We start from the raw sequence: 15,734 nt of genomic DNA, 5'->3' as shown, positions 1-15,734 counted from the left end.
CTGTACGAATCGCAGCATCACTCGTACGGTCGAAGAATGCCCCTCGACTCGACCCTCCTGCCCGCGCTCCTCGGACTCGGAACAGGGCTTGCCCTGATCATTGCGATCGGCGCGCAGAACGCCTACGTGCTGCGGCTCGGTATAGCGGGGCGACTGCGGATCGTCGCCGTCGTCGTCGCGATCTGCGCCCTGTCTGACGCACTGCTCATCGCGGCGGGAGTCCTCGGAATCGGCGTGGTGATCGAGAAGGCGCCCATCGCCCTCGTCGTGATCCGCATCCTGGGCTCGGGATTCCTCATCGTCTACGGACTCATGGCCGCGCGCCGGGTCTTCCGCCCGCAGGCTCTCGAGCCGGCGGGGCAGAAGGGGTCGATCTCGCTGAAGACCGCGGCACTCACCACCCTCGCCCTCACCTGGCTCAATCCGCATGTCTACCTCGACACGATCGTCTTCCTCGGGTCGGTGGCCAATCAGCAGGGCGCCGACGAGCGCTGGTGGTGGGCCGCCGGGGCGATGACCGGCAGCCTGCTGTGGTTCAGCGTCCTCGGCTTCGGCGCCCGCCTTCTTCGCCCGTTCTTCGCGCGGCCGAATTCGTGGCGCATTCTGGATGCCGTGATCGCCGTTGTCATGCTGGCCCTCGGCATCCGCATGGCCGTCGGCTTCTGAGCTCGTCGCGCGGGCGGCGTCGTTAGGCTGGCGGAATGACCGTCGTCTCGCTCATCCGCTCGGATTCGCTGGCCCCGTCCGCTCCCTACGCCTACGCGTCGACGGCCCCGGCCGATGCACGCCTCGTCTTCCTGGCCGGCGCGTGTCCCCTCGATGAGCACGGCGAGGTCGCTGCTCGGGGCGACATCGCCGCGCAGGCTCGGCTCTGCGTCGAGAACCTCACGGCCGCGCTCGAAGCCGCCGGGGCCGCACTCGACGACGTGCTGTCGACGCGGGTCCTGGTCGCGACGACGCGGCAGCCCGATCTGGTGACGGCGTGGGATGTCGTGCGCGAGGCCTTCGGCGAGCACGACGCTCCCAGCACTCTCTTCGGCGTGACGGTGCTCGGTTACCCGAACCAGCTGGTCGAGGTCGAGGCGATCGCGGCCGTGCGCGACTGAGCGCAGCCGGCGACGGGCTGCAGGCTGCGGGCTTGGGTGCGCTCGACGCTACGGGCGCTCCACCGGAACGTAGCCGGTGAGGTCGGCCCGCTGGCCGGAGGCATGGATGCGCGCGGCGGCGATTCCCGCCGCCCACGTCAGGCGGCCGGTCGCCAGTTCGAGCCAGGTCGCGGCATCCATCTCCACCACGTTCGGCGGGGTGCCGCGGGTGTGGCCGGGACCCTCGATGCATTGCACCGCTCCGAACGGGGGCACCCGCACCTCGACCGTGTTTCCCTGGGCGGCGTCGGCCAGGCACTGGAGGAGGTAGCGCGTGGCCGTGGCCGTGGCATCGCGGGAGGCGGTGGCCCCGTCTGCAATGGCGGCGGCGATGGCCGCCTCGCCGTCGAGCGGCCGGATGCGAGTCTTTGCCATGCCTCCAGCGTAAGACGCCGAGGCGGTGGAGGCAGTCATGCGGCACAGGCTCGTCGTGCGGCACAGGGTTGTCGTGCGGCAGATCACTCTGGGGGGGATGAGTGATCTGCCGCACGAGCATGGTTCGCGCGGCGGCGCTGCTTGGGGGGACAGTCGGGCCGCCGCACGAAGTGCTCCCGCACGGAGCACCGAGTCGGGGGGGGGTGAACGGTGCTCCGTGCGAAATGGGCTTCGTGCGGCAGCGCGAGATGGGGGAAATCGGGCTGCCGCACGAAGTGTTCTCGTACGACGGTGGCCCGAGGGGGGGATGGGCTGCCGCCGTACGAAGCTCTGTGAAGTTGTCTCGCCGACGGTGTCATCAACCGCCTTCATAGATAAGAGAGTCGACCCGTCTGTATCTATTACGTCGAAAAGGAGAAAAGTTTTGAATGGATCGCAGACGACATGAAACGACCGTCGGGGTGCGCGGGCGGCTCGCGTCGATCTCTGTCGATCGGGTGCCGGCTAAGCCGAAGCTAAGCTGTGGGCTGTGAAGATTCTTGTCCTCGGATCCGGCGCGCGAGAGCATGCCATCATCACCGCGCTCCTTTCGGAGCCCGGGCAACACGACGTGGTCGCGGCGCCGGGAAACGCGGGCATCGCCCTCGTGGTTCCGGTCGTCGGCATCGACGCGGAGGATCCCGAGGCGGTGGTGGAGTTCGCCCAGGACGGCGACATCGATCTGGTCGTGGTCGGGCCGGAGGCTCCCCTGGTGGCCGGCGTGGCCGATGCCCTGAGAAGCCGCGGGATCCCGGTCTTCGGCCCCGGCCGCGAAGCCGCCGCGCTCGAAGGCAGCAAGACGTTCGCGAAGCACATCATGGCCGAGGCCGGCGTTCCGACGGGTCGCGCCGAGCGCGCCGTAACCCTCGCCGACGCCGAGCGCATCCTCGACGAGTTCGGTGCGCCCTACGTGGTGAAGGCCGACGGACTCGCGGCCGGCAAGGGAGTCCTCGTCACCGAGAACCGCGACGAGGCGATCGAGCACTCGCGGCATTGGCTGGGCCACGGAGAGGTGCTCATCGAGGAGTTCCTCGACGGGCAGGAGGTCTCGCTGTTTCTCCTCAGCGACGGGCACACCGTTCGCCCCCTGTCGCCGGCGCAGGACTACAAGAGACTGTCCGACGGCGACGCGGGCCCGAACACCGGAGGCATGGGCGCCTACTCCCCGCTCCCCTGGCTCGACGAGCGGTTCGGCAGCGAGGAGGCCTTCGTCGACGAGGTCATCGAGACGATCGCGCTCCCCACGATCCGCCAGCTCGCGGCCGAGGAGAAGCCGTTCATCGGCCTGCTCTACTGCGGTCTGATCCTCACCGACGACGGCATCAGGGTCATCGAGTTCAACGCCCGGTTCGGAGACCCCGAGACGCAGGTCGTTCTTCCCCGCCTGGAGACGCCCCTCAGCGAACTGCTGTTCGCCGCGGCCAGCGGCACGCTCGTCGACCAGCCGCGCCCCGCCTTCTCGAGCGATGTCGCCGTCACGGTGGTCGTGGCCAGCGAGAACTACCCGGGCACGCCCGTGACCGGCCGGGTGCTCTCCGGTCTCGTCGAAGCGGAGGCTGTGCCCGGCACCCATATCGCCCACGCGGCGACCGCGGTGCGCGACGGCGAACTCGTCGCCACCGGGGGCCGCGTGCTGAGCGTGGTGTCCACCGCGTCCGACTTCGCCGAGGCCAGGCGCCGCGCCTATGAGGCCGTCGACCTGATCGGCCTGGAAGGCTCTCAGCACCGCACCGACATCGCTTCGAAGGTGGCCACCTCGTGACCATCGAGATCGAGGGCTTCACCGACGTCTACAGCGGCAAGGTGCGCGACCTCTACATTCCGACCGACGCCGTGAGCATCGACGACGCCGAGACGCTGCTCGTGGTCGCGAGCGATCGGGTCAGCGCCTACGATCACGTGCTCGAACCGGGCATTCCGGGCAAGGGCGAACTGCTCACGAGCCTCAGCCTCTGGTGGTTCGACCAGCTGTCGGGAATAGCGAATCACCTCGTCGGCGACCAGGCCGACGTGCCGGTCGAGGTCGCGGGGCGCGCCATGCTGGTGAAGCCGCTCAACATGTTCCCCATCGAGTGCGTCGTTCGCGGCTATCTCTCCGGCTCCGGCTGGAAGGAGTACCTCGAGTCGCAGTCGGTCTGCGGCGTCGCGCTGCCGGCCGGACTCGAGAACGGCGACAGGCTGCCCGAGCCCATCTATACGCCCGCGTTCAAGGCCGAGCTGGGCGAGCACGACGAGAACATCACGTTCGAGCGAACGATCGAGCTCGTCGGCGCCCAGGTGGCCGAGCGCCTGCGCGACCTCTCTCTCGAGATCTATTCACGGGCATCCGCCATCGCCGAGGCTCGCGGGGTCATCCTCGCCGACACCAAGTTCGAATTCGGCGCAGATCGCGTGTCCGGCGAGATCACTCTCGCCGACGAGGTGCTCACGAGCGATTCCAGTCGGTACTGGGATGCCGAGGCGTACGCTGCGGGCGATCGCCTCGCCAGTTTCGACAAGCAGATCGTTCGCAACTGGCTGGCGGCGAACTGGGACACGACGGATGCGTCGGCCGGTCCTCCCCCCGCGCTGCCCGAACACATCGTGGAACAGACCGCGGCCCGGTACCGCGAACTCCTGACGCGGCTCACCGCCTGACTCAGCTCGGCCGCGCCTGTCAGCCGTGCGTGTGCCCGGTCGCGACGGATGTTGCCGGGCGACCGGCAACATCCGTCGCTTCTGGTCACACCCGCCTCGTCGAGGCCAGGGCGTAACGCGGAACGTGAGCCGCCTCGGGCAGCAGGGGCGATCCCGCCTCGGCGAAGGCCCGGGTGGCCGAGCGCACGAGCGCTCCGCTCCAGACCTCCGGATGCGGCAGGCTGCGGTCGACCAGAAGACAGTCGAGCCGCGTCGGGTAGGCAGACGACGCCGGACCCCACCAGATGCCGCGGGCGAGCGGACGTCCGTCGAGGAACGCGAGCCAGGTCCACTCGTCCCGGTAGGTGCCGGCATCTTGGCCCGCGAGGAACTGTAGGGCGTCGACCCACGGCTCAGGGCCGGGCGACGAGAAGGAGAGAACGGCGCCGAGGTCGGCACCGGTTGTTGAACGAAACACGAGAGTGTCCTCCGAGAGATGTGGAGGCGCTGGTCGTCTTCGGGATCAGTCGATGAGAACCGAAGGGAGGAGCGCCGGGATAAGGGATACCGTGCGGGAATCGCGTGTCGCGATCGCATCGTTCTTGTCCATTGCCATCAACTCCCTTCCTGATCAGGCACACCCGGTTTGGCGTGCTCACCGACAGTAGCGCCCGTACTCAGCAGATCTCAAGGTCTCGTTATCGACCCGTTATATTCTTTGCAACGCATATGACTCCGTCAGGTCGCCGACGTGAGGAGAACGCTCACGAGCAGGGCGATCACGACCGTATTGAACGCGAACGCTATGAGACTGTTCGCCGACACGATGTTGCGCATGCGCGATGTCGTGATGGTCACATCGGAGGTCGAGAAGGTCGTGCCGACCTGAATGGCCAGGTAGACGTAGTCGACGAATCGAGGATGCTCGGTGCCGGGGAATTCGGCCCCTCCCGCCAATGCATTCTCTCGCGCGTAACGAACGGCGAAGGCCGACATCGTAACGAGCAACGAGCCCACGACCACGAGGATCGCCAGCACGACCACGATGGGCTCCGACCGCAGCCCGGCGTCGCGAGACACGCCCACGACGGCGGCGACGGCGATGGCTGAACCCGTGAAGGCCCAACTCACTCCACCGCCCCCGTTGATCGACCACATCAGACGCTTTCCCGGGGGCGGTGTCGTCTCGGCGAGCCATTCGGAGAGCTGATGACCCGAGGCCTTGGCGAAGATCAGCGCCGGAAGGAACGCCAGAAGGAGCGCGACGGTGACCCATGCAGCGAACAGGCCGCAGACCAGCAGCAACGTGGCATCGGTGAAGCCGATGAAGACAAGCGCGAAGGGCACGGCGAGCATCGGCACGAAGGCGACGAAGACCGCGAGGTAGCCGCGGGTCACGTCGGAGGTGAACCGCGGAGGTCGTGGCTTGGACTCAGTCGCCATACGCTCCCACCAGTCGTACAGCACCACCGTCGACGCCCTTGGCGCCCTGCTCGAAGCCGGCGAGGTCGCGCTCGCCGATCGAGACGACTCCGGCCTTCCAGGTCGGGATGCCGTCGGCCGTGAGGGCCGCAGCGACCGTCGCCGCCGCATCCGCTCGAACGATCGCGAACATGCCCACGCCGAGATTCCAGGTGCCCTCGGAACTCTCGAGAGTGGAGCCCGCGAGATCGGAGAGGACGCGGAAAACGGGGGCCGGCGACCAGGTCGAGCGCTCCAGCTCGACCCACGATCCCAGCGGCAGTACGCGGGCCAGGTTCGCCGCGATGCCACCGCCGGTGACGTGCGACAGCGAGTGCACGGCGCCGACGAGCGAAGGATCACCGAGCACGCGCAGCAGCGGCGACGTGTAGAGGCGGGTGGGTTCGAGCAGGACTTCTCCGACGACTCCACCCAGTTCGGCCGAGGTGTCGGTGTAACCGATGCCGCGCGACGAGAGGATGTGGCGCACGAGCGAGAATCCGTTGGAATGCAGGCCCGACGACTCGAGCGCGAGCACGACGTCACCGTCTTCGACGAGGTGCGCTCCGAGGAGCGCGTCGGCCTCGACGGCGCCCACCGCGGCACCTGCGACGTCGTAGTCGTCCGGACCCAACAGGCCTGGATGCTCGGCCGTCTCGCCGCCGACCAGCGCCGTCCCCGTGTCGGAGCAGGCCCGGGCGATGCCCGCCACGATGTCGGCGATGCGCTCGGGCACGACCTTCCCGCACGCGATGTAGTCCGTCATAAAGAGCGGCCGGGCTCCCACGACGATGATGTCGTCGACCACCATGCCCACGAGGTCCTGTCCGATGGTGTCGTGCTTGTCGATCGCCTGCGCGATGGCGACCTTGGTGCCCACGCCGTCGGTCGATGTGGCCAGCAGGGGGCGATCGAACTGCTTGAGTGCGGACACGTCGAACAGACCGGCGAAACCGCCGAAACCGCCGACGACCTGAGGGCCGTGCGTGTTCGACACGGCCGCCTTCATCAGCTCGACGGCGAGGTCTCCGGCGTGGGTGTCGACGCCGGCCTGGGCATAGCTGTTGCTCATGCCGTTCATTCTTCCCTACTTGCGCCGCATACAACTGTCGTAGCAACATCTGTCCACCCCTCCCGCGCTGTCGGTCGACCGGAGTAGCGTGATGCTCGATGGTGGCCAGACATCCACCGTGGGAGGAGAACCGATGGGTATCAACGACGAGGACATCACATCAGGAACCGATAACGCAGGCGAAGGCCCCGCCGATGGCGGAGCCAACGTAGGCGGTCACGATGGTGGCGCGGATGGCGCGGCCTCTGCGGGCGAAGGCACTGCAGACGGCGGCGCGAACCCCGACGGCCACGACGGCGGAGCCGACGGATCGGCCGACGAGGGAGAGGGCACCGCTGATGGCGGAGCCAACCCCGGCGGACACGACGGCGGAGCCGACGGATCGGCGTGATGAACCCTAGCCCTCACGAAGCGAGGGCCGAGCGCGGGTCGGGAAACCGGCCCGCGCTTTCTCGCTGCATCAGCGTCGGCGCCGATGAGTTCGCCACCGACTACTGGGGTCGACGCCCCCTGCTCTCCCGTGCCGACAGCCTGGAGAACGATTTCTCCGACCTCTTCTCCACCGAGGCGGTCGACGAGCTCGTCTCGGAGCGCGGCCTCCGCACCCCTTTTATGCGCATGGCCGTCGAGGGACAGGTGCTCGCCAAAGACCGGTTCACCGCGTCGGGCGGCTTCGGGGCAGAGATCTCCGATCAGGTCTCCTCCGACAAGGTGCTCGCCGAATTCGCAGGCGGAGCCACCATCGTTCTGCAGGGGCTGCACCGAACCTGGCCTCCGATCATCGACTTCACCACGCGTCTGGTGGCCGACCTGGGGCATCCGGTGCAGGTCAACGCCTACATCACCCCGGCGTCGTCGCGCGGCTTCGACCCGCACTACGACGTGCACGACGTGTTCGTCCTGCAGATCTCGGGCGAGAAGCGCTGGAGGATCCACTCCCCCGTGCATCCCGATCCGCTCGCCGACCAGCCGTGGTCGCAGCATTCCCAGGCCGTCGCCGCCGAGGCGAAGAACGCACCCGTCATCGACGAGGTGCTCCGGCCCGGCGATGCGCTCTATCTTCCAAGGGGATGGATCCACTCGGCCGAGGCCCTCGGCGACACGTCTGTGCACCTCACGATCGGCATGAGCGCCTTCACCCGTGCCGATCTCGTGGCCCAGGTCATAGCGAAGACGCGCGCCGACGCATCCCTTCGTTCGTCGCTGCCGCTCGGCCTCGACCTCGGCGACCCGGATGCGTTGGCCGAGGTTCTCGCCGAGACGCTGGCCGACCTCGTGGCCGCCATCCAGAGCGACCCCGTCACGCCCGCCGCGGCCGCGGCATCCCTCGCCCGCCGGCTCACGAACATCACCCGCCCCGAGCCGGTGAGGCCGCTCGCGACCGTAGCCGGTCTGGCCCGACTCGACACGGCATCCGTCGTTCGCTGGCGGCTCGGTCTTGCGGGCTCGGTCACGCCTCGTGGCGACAGCGTGAGCCTCGTCGCGGGCACCCGGACGCTCACGCTGCCCGACACGACACTGACTGCGCTCGAGCATCTGCTGCTCGGCGAGTCCACCTCCGTGGGGTCGCTGCCCGGTCTCGACGACGAGGATTCGATCGTCGTGTGCCGCCGCCTGGTGCGCGAGGGCATTCTGGTGCTCGAGGCGTGACCGATCTGAGCGCGCGGGCCGTGCTGCCCGACTGGCGGCCCTGCAGCGACCGTTCCCGCGAGCGCGGCGATCCGCTGCCGGGCACGGGATCGCGCGGAACCGAATGGTTCCTCGTCGAGATCTCGGGCGCCTGGGGACAGCACGCCTTTCTCGAGTCGACGCTGCCCGTCGAGGTGGGCCGGGCGCTGGTGAAGAAGGTCGACGGCGCGGGGATGCGACCGCTCGCGATCCGCAGGACGGGCAAGCGGGCGCCGCAAGACGGCTACCGCTGGGCCTACGTCGACTCCCGGCCCGGCTCCGAGGGCGTGCGCTGGGGATGGGTGGAGACGGCCGAGGAGCTGCTCGACGTTCCGCTCGACGGGTCGACCGGGGTCGTGTCGCACAAGCCGATCGTCGCTGTCTGCGCCCACGCGCGACACGACCAGTGCTGCGCCGTGCGCGGCCGGCAGGTCGTGAAGACCCTCGCCGAGGCGTTTCCGCAAGAGACGTGGGAGTGCTCGCACCTCGGCGGCGACCGCTTCGCGGGCACGCTGGTCCTCCTGCCGCACGGCCTCTACTACGGCCGGGCAGACGGGGCGGATGCGGTCGGCCTGGTCACCCGCTACCTCGAGGGCCGGGTCGACGAGCGCTTCTTCCGTGGCCGCAGCTCGCTGCCGAACGCCGTTCAGGCCGCCCAGCACCACGCGCGAGCGACCCTCGACGACGAGCGCATCGACATCCTGGGCCCGACCTCGGCGCAGTTCGCCGACGGCGTCTGGCGTATCGAGTTGGAATACCCGGCCGCGACGATCAAGGTCATGCTCGCCGAGACACTGTCGGAACCGCTGCTGTCGACCTGTTCGGCCACCAGAACGGGCCGCAGCCGCGAGTACCGCCTGCTCTCCGTCGAGATCGCAGACGCCCCACCGGCGTGAGCCTCCGCATCGCTCGATGCGATCCGGCGACGCGCAAGGCGACCCCGGCGACCAGCAGCGCGAGCATCGAAACGGACAGCGGGAGAACGTCCAGGCCTGTGGCGGCGAGCCGGTCCGAGCCCGTCGGCACCGCGCTCGGGTCTCCGGTCACCGGGGCGGGCTGCGAGGGAGTCGGCTCGGTCACGACCGGGTCGACGGCGAGCTCGAACACCCTGACGTAGTCGAAGGTCGTCGTGAAGCCGGCGCCGGCCATCGAGACGAGACCGATCCTCGGGGTCGCGCTCTCCTCGAGCGGAGTCGTCCACGTCCCCGCCTCGTCCCATGACGAGCCGTCGAGGCTGGTGAACGCCGTGTAGAGGTTCTCTGTGTCGCTGTGCTCGCGCACGAGACGCAGATAGGTCTGCTCCCCCACCGGGCCGCCGACCGTGTTGCCGTAGCCAGGGTTTCCCGGTTCGCTCCGCTTGCCGAACTCCGTCTGCCGCGTCTCCCAGATCGAGGCGACGCCGAGCTTGATGTAGTGGCCGTCGTCCGTGTAGACGACGATGCCGCCCTGCACATAGTTCTGGCAGCAGCCGTCGGCGGGCAGGTCGATCGACACCTTCGTGTCGACCACATAGTCGCCTGCGGGAGCGGGCTCGGTGACGAGCCCGGCTGCTCCCTCGCCGAGGTTCAGATCGGCCTGCTGCGTCTGCCACGAGAACACGCCGTCGGCGACGCCGTGGCCCGCCGGGTCGGGTTCCCTCGTCCACCTCCACTGCTCGCCGAGCTCCGTACCGTCGAACTCGTCGGAGAGGGCGGGTATCGGCTCGCCGGGCTGCGGCACCTCGGCCGGCACGGGCGTGTAGCCGGCCGTCTGCCCGGGTGCCGTCACGGGTGCGGGCTGCGGCGAATCGGAGGGACCCTCGCCGCCTCGCGTCACCGGCCAGCCGTCGACCCAGTCGAGCGGGTCCATCAGAACGGGCCGCTTCGTGTAGCTGCCGTCGAGGAACCACGGGTCGGTGCGATCGACCGCGTGGTAGACGATCCACTGCTGGCCGGAGAGGTCGGTCACGACCGTGTTGTGCCCGGTTCCGATCCAGCGGTTGCCGTTCTGGTGCAGCACGGGCGTGCCGCCGACGCGGCCCGCGAGCAGCGAGGTTCCGGTGCGATCGACGAACGGACCGGTCGGGCTCTGCGAGCGGCCGGCGAACACGGAGTACGCGGTGAGGGGACCGTTGCAGCAGTTCGTCGCCGAGGCGAGCAGGTAGTACCAGCCGTCGTGCTCGACGACGTTCACTCCCTCGTAGCGGTTGGAGATCGCGATCTCGATCTGGCTCGCCGGGTCGGAGGTGAGGCCGTCAGCCGAAAGCGTGCGCACCGAGATGCCGCCGAAGTAGCTGCCGTAGTAGATGTACGCGGTGTCGCCGTCGATGAGCACCTCCGGGTCGAACGTCCAGCGCCTGTCGTTCGGGTTGCCGCCGGGCGGGGCCTGCGGCTCGACGACGGCAGCGCCGGAGTCGGTCCAGGGTCCGGCGAGGCTCGGGCTCGTGGCCACCCCGATGGCGGATCTCTTGTTGTCCGGGTTCGGGTCGGGGTTGTCGGCGGTGTTCGTCGCCGTGTAATACAAGCGATAGCTGCCGCCCACGAATGCCACGTCGGGTGCCCACATGTCGCCGTCGCCGATCCAGGCCGGCTTGGTCGGCAGGGCCTCGCCCTGGAACACCCAGTCGACGAGGTTCGTCGACCGATAGCTCGGAATGCTGTAGAACACGGGCTCGCCGTCTCCGTCGACCTCGCCGGTGACGAGGGCGTCGCGCGTGCAGAAGAGGTACCAGGCGTCATCGCCCGGTGTCTGCGAGCGGATGACGTCGGGATCTGCGCACTGCTCCGCGCTCACGCCGTCCGGCAGCTCGAGGTTCAGCGGGTTGCTGTATGTCGGAGCCGGGTCGGCTGGTGCCGCTGCGGTCGGTTCCACCGCGGCGAATGCGGGTGTCGCGCCGGCGACGACCGCGAGTGCCGCGATCAGGGCGCCCTCTCGAATCATCTTCTTCATGGATCCTCCTCGTTGAGGTCGTGCGATGGATGGTGGGGTGTCAGGGAGTGACGACGGGCCTGCCGTCGGACCAGTCGAGCGGGGAGACGATCATGCCCCGATAGGAGTAGGCGGGATCCCACGAGTGGTAGACGATGCGGGCCCTGCCGTCCGGTGCCGCCACCACGTCCTGCCCTCCGGGACCGAGAGCGCGGCCGCCACTCGTCGCCGTCGTGAGCAACGGCTCGTCGCCCTTGGCGTAGGGCCCGGTGATGGATGAGGCGAGCGCGTAGCCCATGGCGTAGTCGTCGCCGCCGTAGTCGTTGGCCGAGTAGAACAGGGCGTACTCGTCGCCATGGCGCACGATCACGGGAGCCTCCACGAGGTCTCCCTCCCACTCCTCGGTCTGCTTGACCAGGTCGACCGGCTCTCCGACCACGGCCAGGCCGTCGGCCGTGAGCGTCGACAGCCTCAGCCAGGTGTCGAGTCCGCAGCAGTTGCCGTCGTTCTTCCAGACGAGGTATCGGCTGCCGTCGTCGTCGACGAAGCTGCTCGCATCGATGGCGCCGCCCTCGCCGACCGGGCAGATCAGGGGCTCGGGCGCATCCGACACGAACGGACCCGTGGGCGCAGCCGCCACGGCCACGCCGATGCACTGGCGGCCCGACTCGCGCTCCTGCGCCGTGAAGTACAGCGCGTAGCCACCGTCGGGCAGGGCGGCGACATCGGGAGCCCAGGTGCGACCGGTCTCCGCCCAGGCCGGGAGCTTGGGGAACGCATCGTCGAGAGAGACGCTCCAGGTCTCGAGGTCGGGCGACGTGGCGTACTGCAGATTGACTGCCCGGCTGTTCGTGGCGAAGGCGTAGTACTCGCCATCGACGGCAATCAGATCGGGATCAGGGAAGTCCTGGTCGATGGCGAACGCCGGTGACGCGTCGCCGTCGACGGATGTGCCGCCCGAGCCGCCGTCGCCCGTCGCGTCCGCCGAGCATCCGGCCAGAACGATGAGCCCGGCCGACGCCAGCGCGACCAACGGCACGAACGGGCGGTGCGTCATCCCTTGACCGCGGAGCTCGCGACGGACTCGACGATCTGCTTCTGCGCAATGCCGAACAGGATGAGCACGGGCACCGAAGCGATGACGGCACCCGCCATCACGATGCTGAAGTGCGTGGAGTAGGTTCCCTGCAGCTGCGACAGCCCGGGCTGCAGAGTGAGGCGCTCGGGGCTGAGCAGCACGTAGATGGGCCAGAGGAAGTCGTTCCAGTTGGCCAAGAAGCTCAGGATCGCGAGCGTGGCCAGGGCAGGCCTCGACAGCGGCAGCACGATCTGAGTGAAGATGCGCAGGTCGCCGGCCCCGTCGATGCGGGCGGCCTCCTCGATCTCGGCCGGCAGTCCGATGAAGAACTGGCGGAGAAAGAAGATTCCGAACGCACCCGCGGCGCCCGGCACGGTGATCGCCCAGATGGTGTCGAGCCATCCGAGGTTCTGAACGATGAGGTAGTTGGGAATCAGGAAGATGACCGGGGGTACGAGCAGCGTGCCGATGATCACGCCGAAGACGATCTTCTTTCCGCGGAACTCGAGGCGGGCCAGTGCATATGCGCCCAGCGACGCCGTGACGAGGATGATCGCGGTCTGCAGGGTCGCCGCCAGGAAGCTGTTGAGCAGCCAGAGGAAGATCGGCTGCTGGCCCTCGGCCAGCGTGCTGTAGGCCTCGGTCGATGCCGGATCGGGCACGATGCCGTAGGGGTTCGAGATGACGTCGCCGTCGGTCTTGAACGAGGTGATCAGAATCCAGACGAGCGGCAGGATGATGGCCAGCGCGACGAAGATCAGCACGGCGTAGAGGCCGGCTGTGCGGGCCGCGACTCCCTTCGGCCTGCGCCGGGGCGCCTGAACGGAGGAGCCCGCTGCCGACGACGCCGCCGAGCGCGATCGCGATGGCGCGGGCGTCTTCGGCACTGTGGTGGATGACATGCGCTGTCCTTACTCTGTCTTCTCGCGCTGCAGGCGGAAGTTGATGACGCTGATCACCGCGAGGAATGCGAAGAGGATGTAGCTCATCGCGGCGGCGGGGGCCATGTTGTTCTGCGAGAGGCCCTGGTCGGAGATGTACATGATCGCGGTGCGGGTGCTGTTCGCGGGCCCGCCCTTGGTGAGGATGTAGGACTGCCCGAACATGTTGGCCGATTCCAGGATCGTGGTCGTGCTCACGAACAGCATCACCGGTCGCAGGCCCGGGAGGGTGACGCTCCAGAACTTGCGGATCATGCCTGCGCCGTCGAGAGATGCCGCCTCGTAGAGATCGGGGTTGATCGCCTTGAGGCCGGCGAGCAGGATCACCGCGTTGAAGCCCAGGGTCCACCAGACGGTCACGATCACCAGCGAGACCCACGCCCACGGAACGTCGACCGTCCACGGGATGTCGCTCGGCAGACCCAGCATCCCCAGGATGTGGTTCAGCATGCCCGACTGGGTGTCGAGCAGGTACTTCCAGATGACGCCGATGACCGCGACGCCCAGCACATACGGCGCGAAGAAGATGGCGCGGAACGCCGTGCCCCCGCGGATGTTGTTGTTGAGCAGGATCGCGATGAACAGCGGGATGATCAGCAGGCAGGGAACACTGAGCACCGTGAAGATGCCGGTCGCTCCCATGCTCTGCCAGAAGTCGCCGAACGTGATCGAGCCGGGAGTGAACAGGTCGATGTAGTTCTGCAGCCCGATGAAGTTCTGGGTGTCTTTGAAGGGGCTCCAGTCGGTGACGCTGATCCAGAGTCCGAAGATCGACGGGGCGACGACGAACACGGTGAAGAGCGCCAGGAAGGGAGCGAGGAACAGGTAGGCGGTGCCCGTGTGCCGGGCGGCCCCCGTCCTCGCGGCGCGGGGGCGCCGGGCGGCCCCCGTCCTCGCGGCGCGGGGGCGCCGGGAGGACGGGAGGCGGGTGGCGAGATTAGTCACCGTACTTGGCTGCATTCTGCTTGAGGATCTCGTTCGCCTGCTTGGCGGCGTCGTCGAGTGCCTCCTTGGGCTCCTTCTTGCCGGTGACCGCCTCGTTCAGCGCCGTCGTGATGAGGGCGTTGGCCGCGGTGATGCCGGGCGCGGAAGTCTCGTAGTGCGCGTAGGGAAGCGAGTCGATGAACGGCTTCAGGTTGGGATACGTCTCGACCAGGGTCGGGTCGTTGCGAACGTCGTTCGCGGCGGGGAGCTCGCCGGTCTCGGCCCAGCCGGCCGAGTTCTCGTTCATCCACTTCACGAAGGTGGCGGCGGCAGCCGTCTTGTTCTTGTCCTGGCCCTTGTTGTTCATGAACATCCAGTGGGTCGAGCTCGACCACACGGCCTGCTCGGTTCCGATCTGGGGCACGGGGGCGACGGTCCAGTCGATCTCATTGAACGACTCGTTGGTCGTCTGCCAGACACCGTTCCAGTTGTAGGCCGTCTGTCCTGCGAGCAGGCCCTTGATGTTGCCGTCCTGAGCGACGTTCGGCGGGCTGTAGCCCTTGTCGATCAGGTCGACCATGTGCGTCAGCGCCTGCACGCCCGCGTCGGAGTTGAAGGTCGCCTCGGTGACGTCGTCGTTGTACAGGTCGCCGCCGAACTGCCAGAGCAGCGACTCGAACTCGAATGTGCCGGTGAACACGTAGCCGTCGACCCACTCGCCGGAGATGCCGGCTGCCTTGAGCGCCTCGAGCGCCTTCATGTACCCGTCCTTGTCGGTCGGCACGGTGGCGGGGTCGATGCCGGCGGACTTCAGGACGTCGTTGTTGACGTACAGGCCCATCGGGGTGACGCTCCACGGTATTCCGTACTGGGCACCCTTGTATGCGCCCGCATCCATCAGACCTTCGGGAAAGTCGTCGGCCGAATAGCCGAGCGCGTCGACGATGTCGTCGGCCGGCAGCAGCAGTCCCTGCGCCGCGTACGTGGCGACGTCGTCGCCGTGCGCGACCGCGACGTCCGGGCCCTTGCCCGCCTTGACGGCGAGAGGCATCTTCTTCGAGATGTCTCCCCATTCCTGCGGCACGTTCTTGACTTCGATGTTGTCGTGCTCGGAGTTGAACTTCTCCACGAGTTTCGGAACGAGCACCGGGGCGGCTCCGCCCGTCCAGCCGTTCCAGAACGTGATCGACACCTTCGGTCCGGTGTAGTCCTCGCCGGGAACGGCGTTTCCGCCCGCTCCCGCTCCGCCGCCGGAACAACCGGCCAGCGCGATACCGACGCCCAGGGCCAGCGTTGCTGCGACCGCCCTGCGTGCGATGCCCTTCTTCATAAGACTCTCCTTCGAGTTGTGATCGCCGAACAAGGCGAGGCAAGGGTTTGCCGCTTCGATCGGACGCGGGTGATTCCGGAGACCGAACGAAGACTTCGCGTCGAACTTACAGCGCTAGAAGTTTCGGGTCAAGGGGGGTTCGGGTTACAGCGATGCAATCGTGACGGCGACCGAGCCG

The 15,734-nt window shown here is 68.0% G+C and carries 16 protein-coding genes; 7 read left to right on the top strand and 9 right to left on the bottom strand.

What is annotated here, in order from left to right; all coding sequences use genetic code 11:
- Positions 1 to 36: 36 nt before the first annotated feature.
- Both ASF51_RS06820 and ASF51_RS06815 read left to right on the top strand, forming a co-directional pair.
- Positions 37 to 666 carry a LysE/ArgO family amino acid transporter gene (locus tag ASF51_RS06820; protein ID WP_055926772.1) on the top strand — a complete coding sequence of 210 codons (630 nt, stop codon included), beginning with the start codon at positions 37 to 39 and terminating at the stop codon, positions 664 to 666.
- A 35-nt stretch (positions 667 to 701) separates the two neighbouring features.
- The gene (locus ASF51_RS06815) at positions 702 to 1,106 is read left to right on the top strand and encodes a RidA family protein (RefSeq protein ID WP_055926770.1); all 405 of its coding nucleotides are present in this window, start codon (positions 702 to 704) and stop codon (positions 1,104 to 1,106) included.
- Between the two features lie 48 nt (positions 1,107 to 1,154).
- On the opposite strand, the gene ASF51_RS06810 is transcribed toward ASF51_RS06815, so the two are convergent.
- Positions 1,155 to 1,520: a sterol carrier family protein gene (locus ASF51_RS06810; RefSeq protein ID WP_055926768.1), complete on the bottom strand. Its 366-nt coding sequence runs from the start codon at positions 1,518 to 1,520 to the stop codon at positions 1,155 to 1,157.
- Between the two features lie 529 nt (positions 1,521 to 2,049).
- On the opposite strand from ASF51_RS06810, the gene purD reads away from it, so the two are divergent.
- Both purD and ASF51_RS06800 read left to right on the top strand, forming a co-directional pair.
- The gene (gene purD / locus ASF51_RS06805; RefSeq protein ID WP_055926766.1) at positions 2,050 to 3,321 is read left to right on the top strand and encodes a phosphoribosylamine--glycine ligase; all 1,272 of its coding nucleotides are present in this window, start codon (positions 2,050 to 2,052) and stop codon (positions 3,319 to 3,321) included.
- Positions 3,318 to 4,196, top strand: coding sequence for a phosphoribosylaminoimidazolesuccinocarboxamide synthase (locus tag ASF51_RS06800; protein ID WP_055926764.1), 879 nt, complete (start codon positions 3,318 to 3,320; stop codon positions 4,194 to 4,196). The genes purD and ASF51_RS06800 overlap by 4 nt, the downstream gene beginning before the upstream one ends.
- A gap of 85 nt (positions 4,197 to 4,281) precedes the next feature.
- Here ASF51_RS06800 and ASF51_RS06795 read toward each other — a convergent pair whose 3' ends face one another.
- From ASF51_RS06795 to purM, 3 genes are all read right to left on the bottom strand, one after another.
- On the bottom strand, positions 4,282 to 4,653 hold the full coding sequence (locus tag ASF51_RS06795; RefSeq protein ID WP_055926762.1) for a hypothetical protein: 372 nt from the start codon (positions 4,651 to 4,653) through the stop codon (positions 4,282 to 4,284).
- Between the two features lie 260 nt (positions 4,654 to 4,913).
- Positions 4,914 to 5,618: a DUF1345 domain-containing protein gene (locus tag ASF51_RS06790; protein ID WP_082479604.1), complete on the bottom strand. Its 705-nt coding sequence runs from the start codon at positions 5,616 to 5,618 to the stop codon at positions 4,914 to 4,916.
- Complete coding sequence (gene purM, locus ASF51_RS06785; protein WP_235497155.1) at positions 5,608 to 6,708, bottom strand: phosphoribosylformylglycinamidine cyclo-ligase; 1,101 nt, start codon at positions 6,706 to 6,708, stop codon at positions 5,608 to 5,610. The genes ASF51_RS06790 and purM overlap by 11 nt, the downstream gene beginning before the upstream one ends.
- 133 nt (positions 6,709 to 6,841) lie before the next feature.
- Between purM and ASF51_RS06780 the strand changes: the two genes are divergently transcribed.
- The 3 genes from ASF51_RS06780 to ASF51_RS18660 are packed head-to-tail and all read left to right on the top strand — an operon-like array spanning position 6,842 to position 9,272.
- Positions 6,842 to 7,099, top strand: coding sequence for a hypothetical protein (locus ASF51_RS06780; protein WP_055928067.1), 258 nt, complete (start codon positions 6,842 to 6,844; stop codon positions 7,097 to 7,099).
- The gene (locus ASF51_RS06775) at positions 7,099 to 8,358 is read left to right on the top strand and encodes a cupin domain-containing protein (protein WP_055926757.1); all 1,260 of its coding nucleotides are present in this window, start codon (positions 7,099 to 7,101) and stop codon (positions 8,356 to 8,358) included. Before ASF51_RS06780 ends, ASF51_RS06775 begins: the two co-directional genes overlap by 1 nt.
- Positions 8,355 to 9,272, top strand: a complete 918-nt coding sequence (locus tag ASF51_RS18660) for a sucrase ferredoxin (RefSeq protein ID WP_200926094.1) — start codon at positions 8,355 to 8,357, stop codon at positions 9,270 to 9,272. The genes ASF51_RS06775 and ASF51_RS18660 overlap by 4 nt, the downstream gene beginning before the upstream one ends.
- Here the strand turns inward: ASF51_RS18660 and ASF51_RS06770 are convergent.
- The 5 genes from ASF51_RS06770 to ASF51_RS06750 are packed head-to-tail and all read right to left on the bottom strand — an operon-like array spanning position 9,154 to position 15,556.
- Positions 9,154 to 11,304 carry a family 43 glycosylhydrolase gene (locus tag ASF51_RS06770; protein WP_055926755.1) on the bottom strand — a complete coding sequence of 717 codons (2,151 nt, stop codon included), beginning with the start codon at positions 11,302 to 11,304 and terminating at the stop codon, positions 9,154 to 9,156. The genes ASF51_RS18660 and ASF51_RS06770 overlap by 119 nt on opposite strands.
- 40 nt (positions 11,305 to 11,344) lie before the next feature.
- Entirely contained in the window at positions 11,345 to 12,340 is a 996-nt protein-coding gene (locus ASF51_RS06765; protein ID WP_055926753.1) for a glycoside hydrolase family 43 protein, read from the bottom strand.
- Positions 12,337 to 13,263: a carbohydrate ABC transporter permease gene (locus tag ASF51_RS06760; protein WP_082479603.1), complete on the bottom strand. Its 927-nt coding sequence runs from the start codon at positions 13,261 to 13,263 to the stop codon at positions 12,337 to 12,339. Before ASF51_RS06760 ends, ASF51_RS06765 begins: the two co-directional genes overlap by 4 nt.
- A gap of 9 nt (positions 13,264 to 13,272) precedes the next feature.
- Positions 13,273 to 14,247, bottom strand: a complete 975-nt coding sequence (locus ASF51_RS06755; protein WP_235497154.1) for a carbohydrate ABC transporter permease — start codon at positions 14,245 to 14,247, stop codon at positions 13,273 to 13,275.
- Positions 14,240 to 15,556, bottom strand: coding sequence for an ABC transporter substrate-binding protein (locus ASF51_RS06750; RefSeq protein ID WP_055926751.1), 1,317 nt, complete (start codon positions 15,554 to 15,556; stop codon positions 14,240 to 14,242). Before ASF51_RS06750 ends, ASF51_RS06755 begins: the two co-directional genes overlap by 8 nt.
- Between the last annotated feature and the right edge of the window lie 178 nt (positions 15,557 to 15,734).

This window comes from Agreia sp. Leaf283 (assembly GCF_001422485.1).
Taxonomy (GTDB): domain Bacteria; phylum Actinomycetota; class Actinomycetes; order Actinomycetales; family Microbacteriaceae; genus Agreia.
The sequence above is the reverse complement of the archived record's forward strand: the minus strand, read 5'-3'. Positions and strand labels throughout refer to the sequence as shown.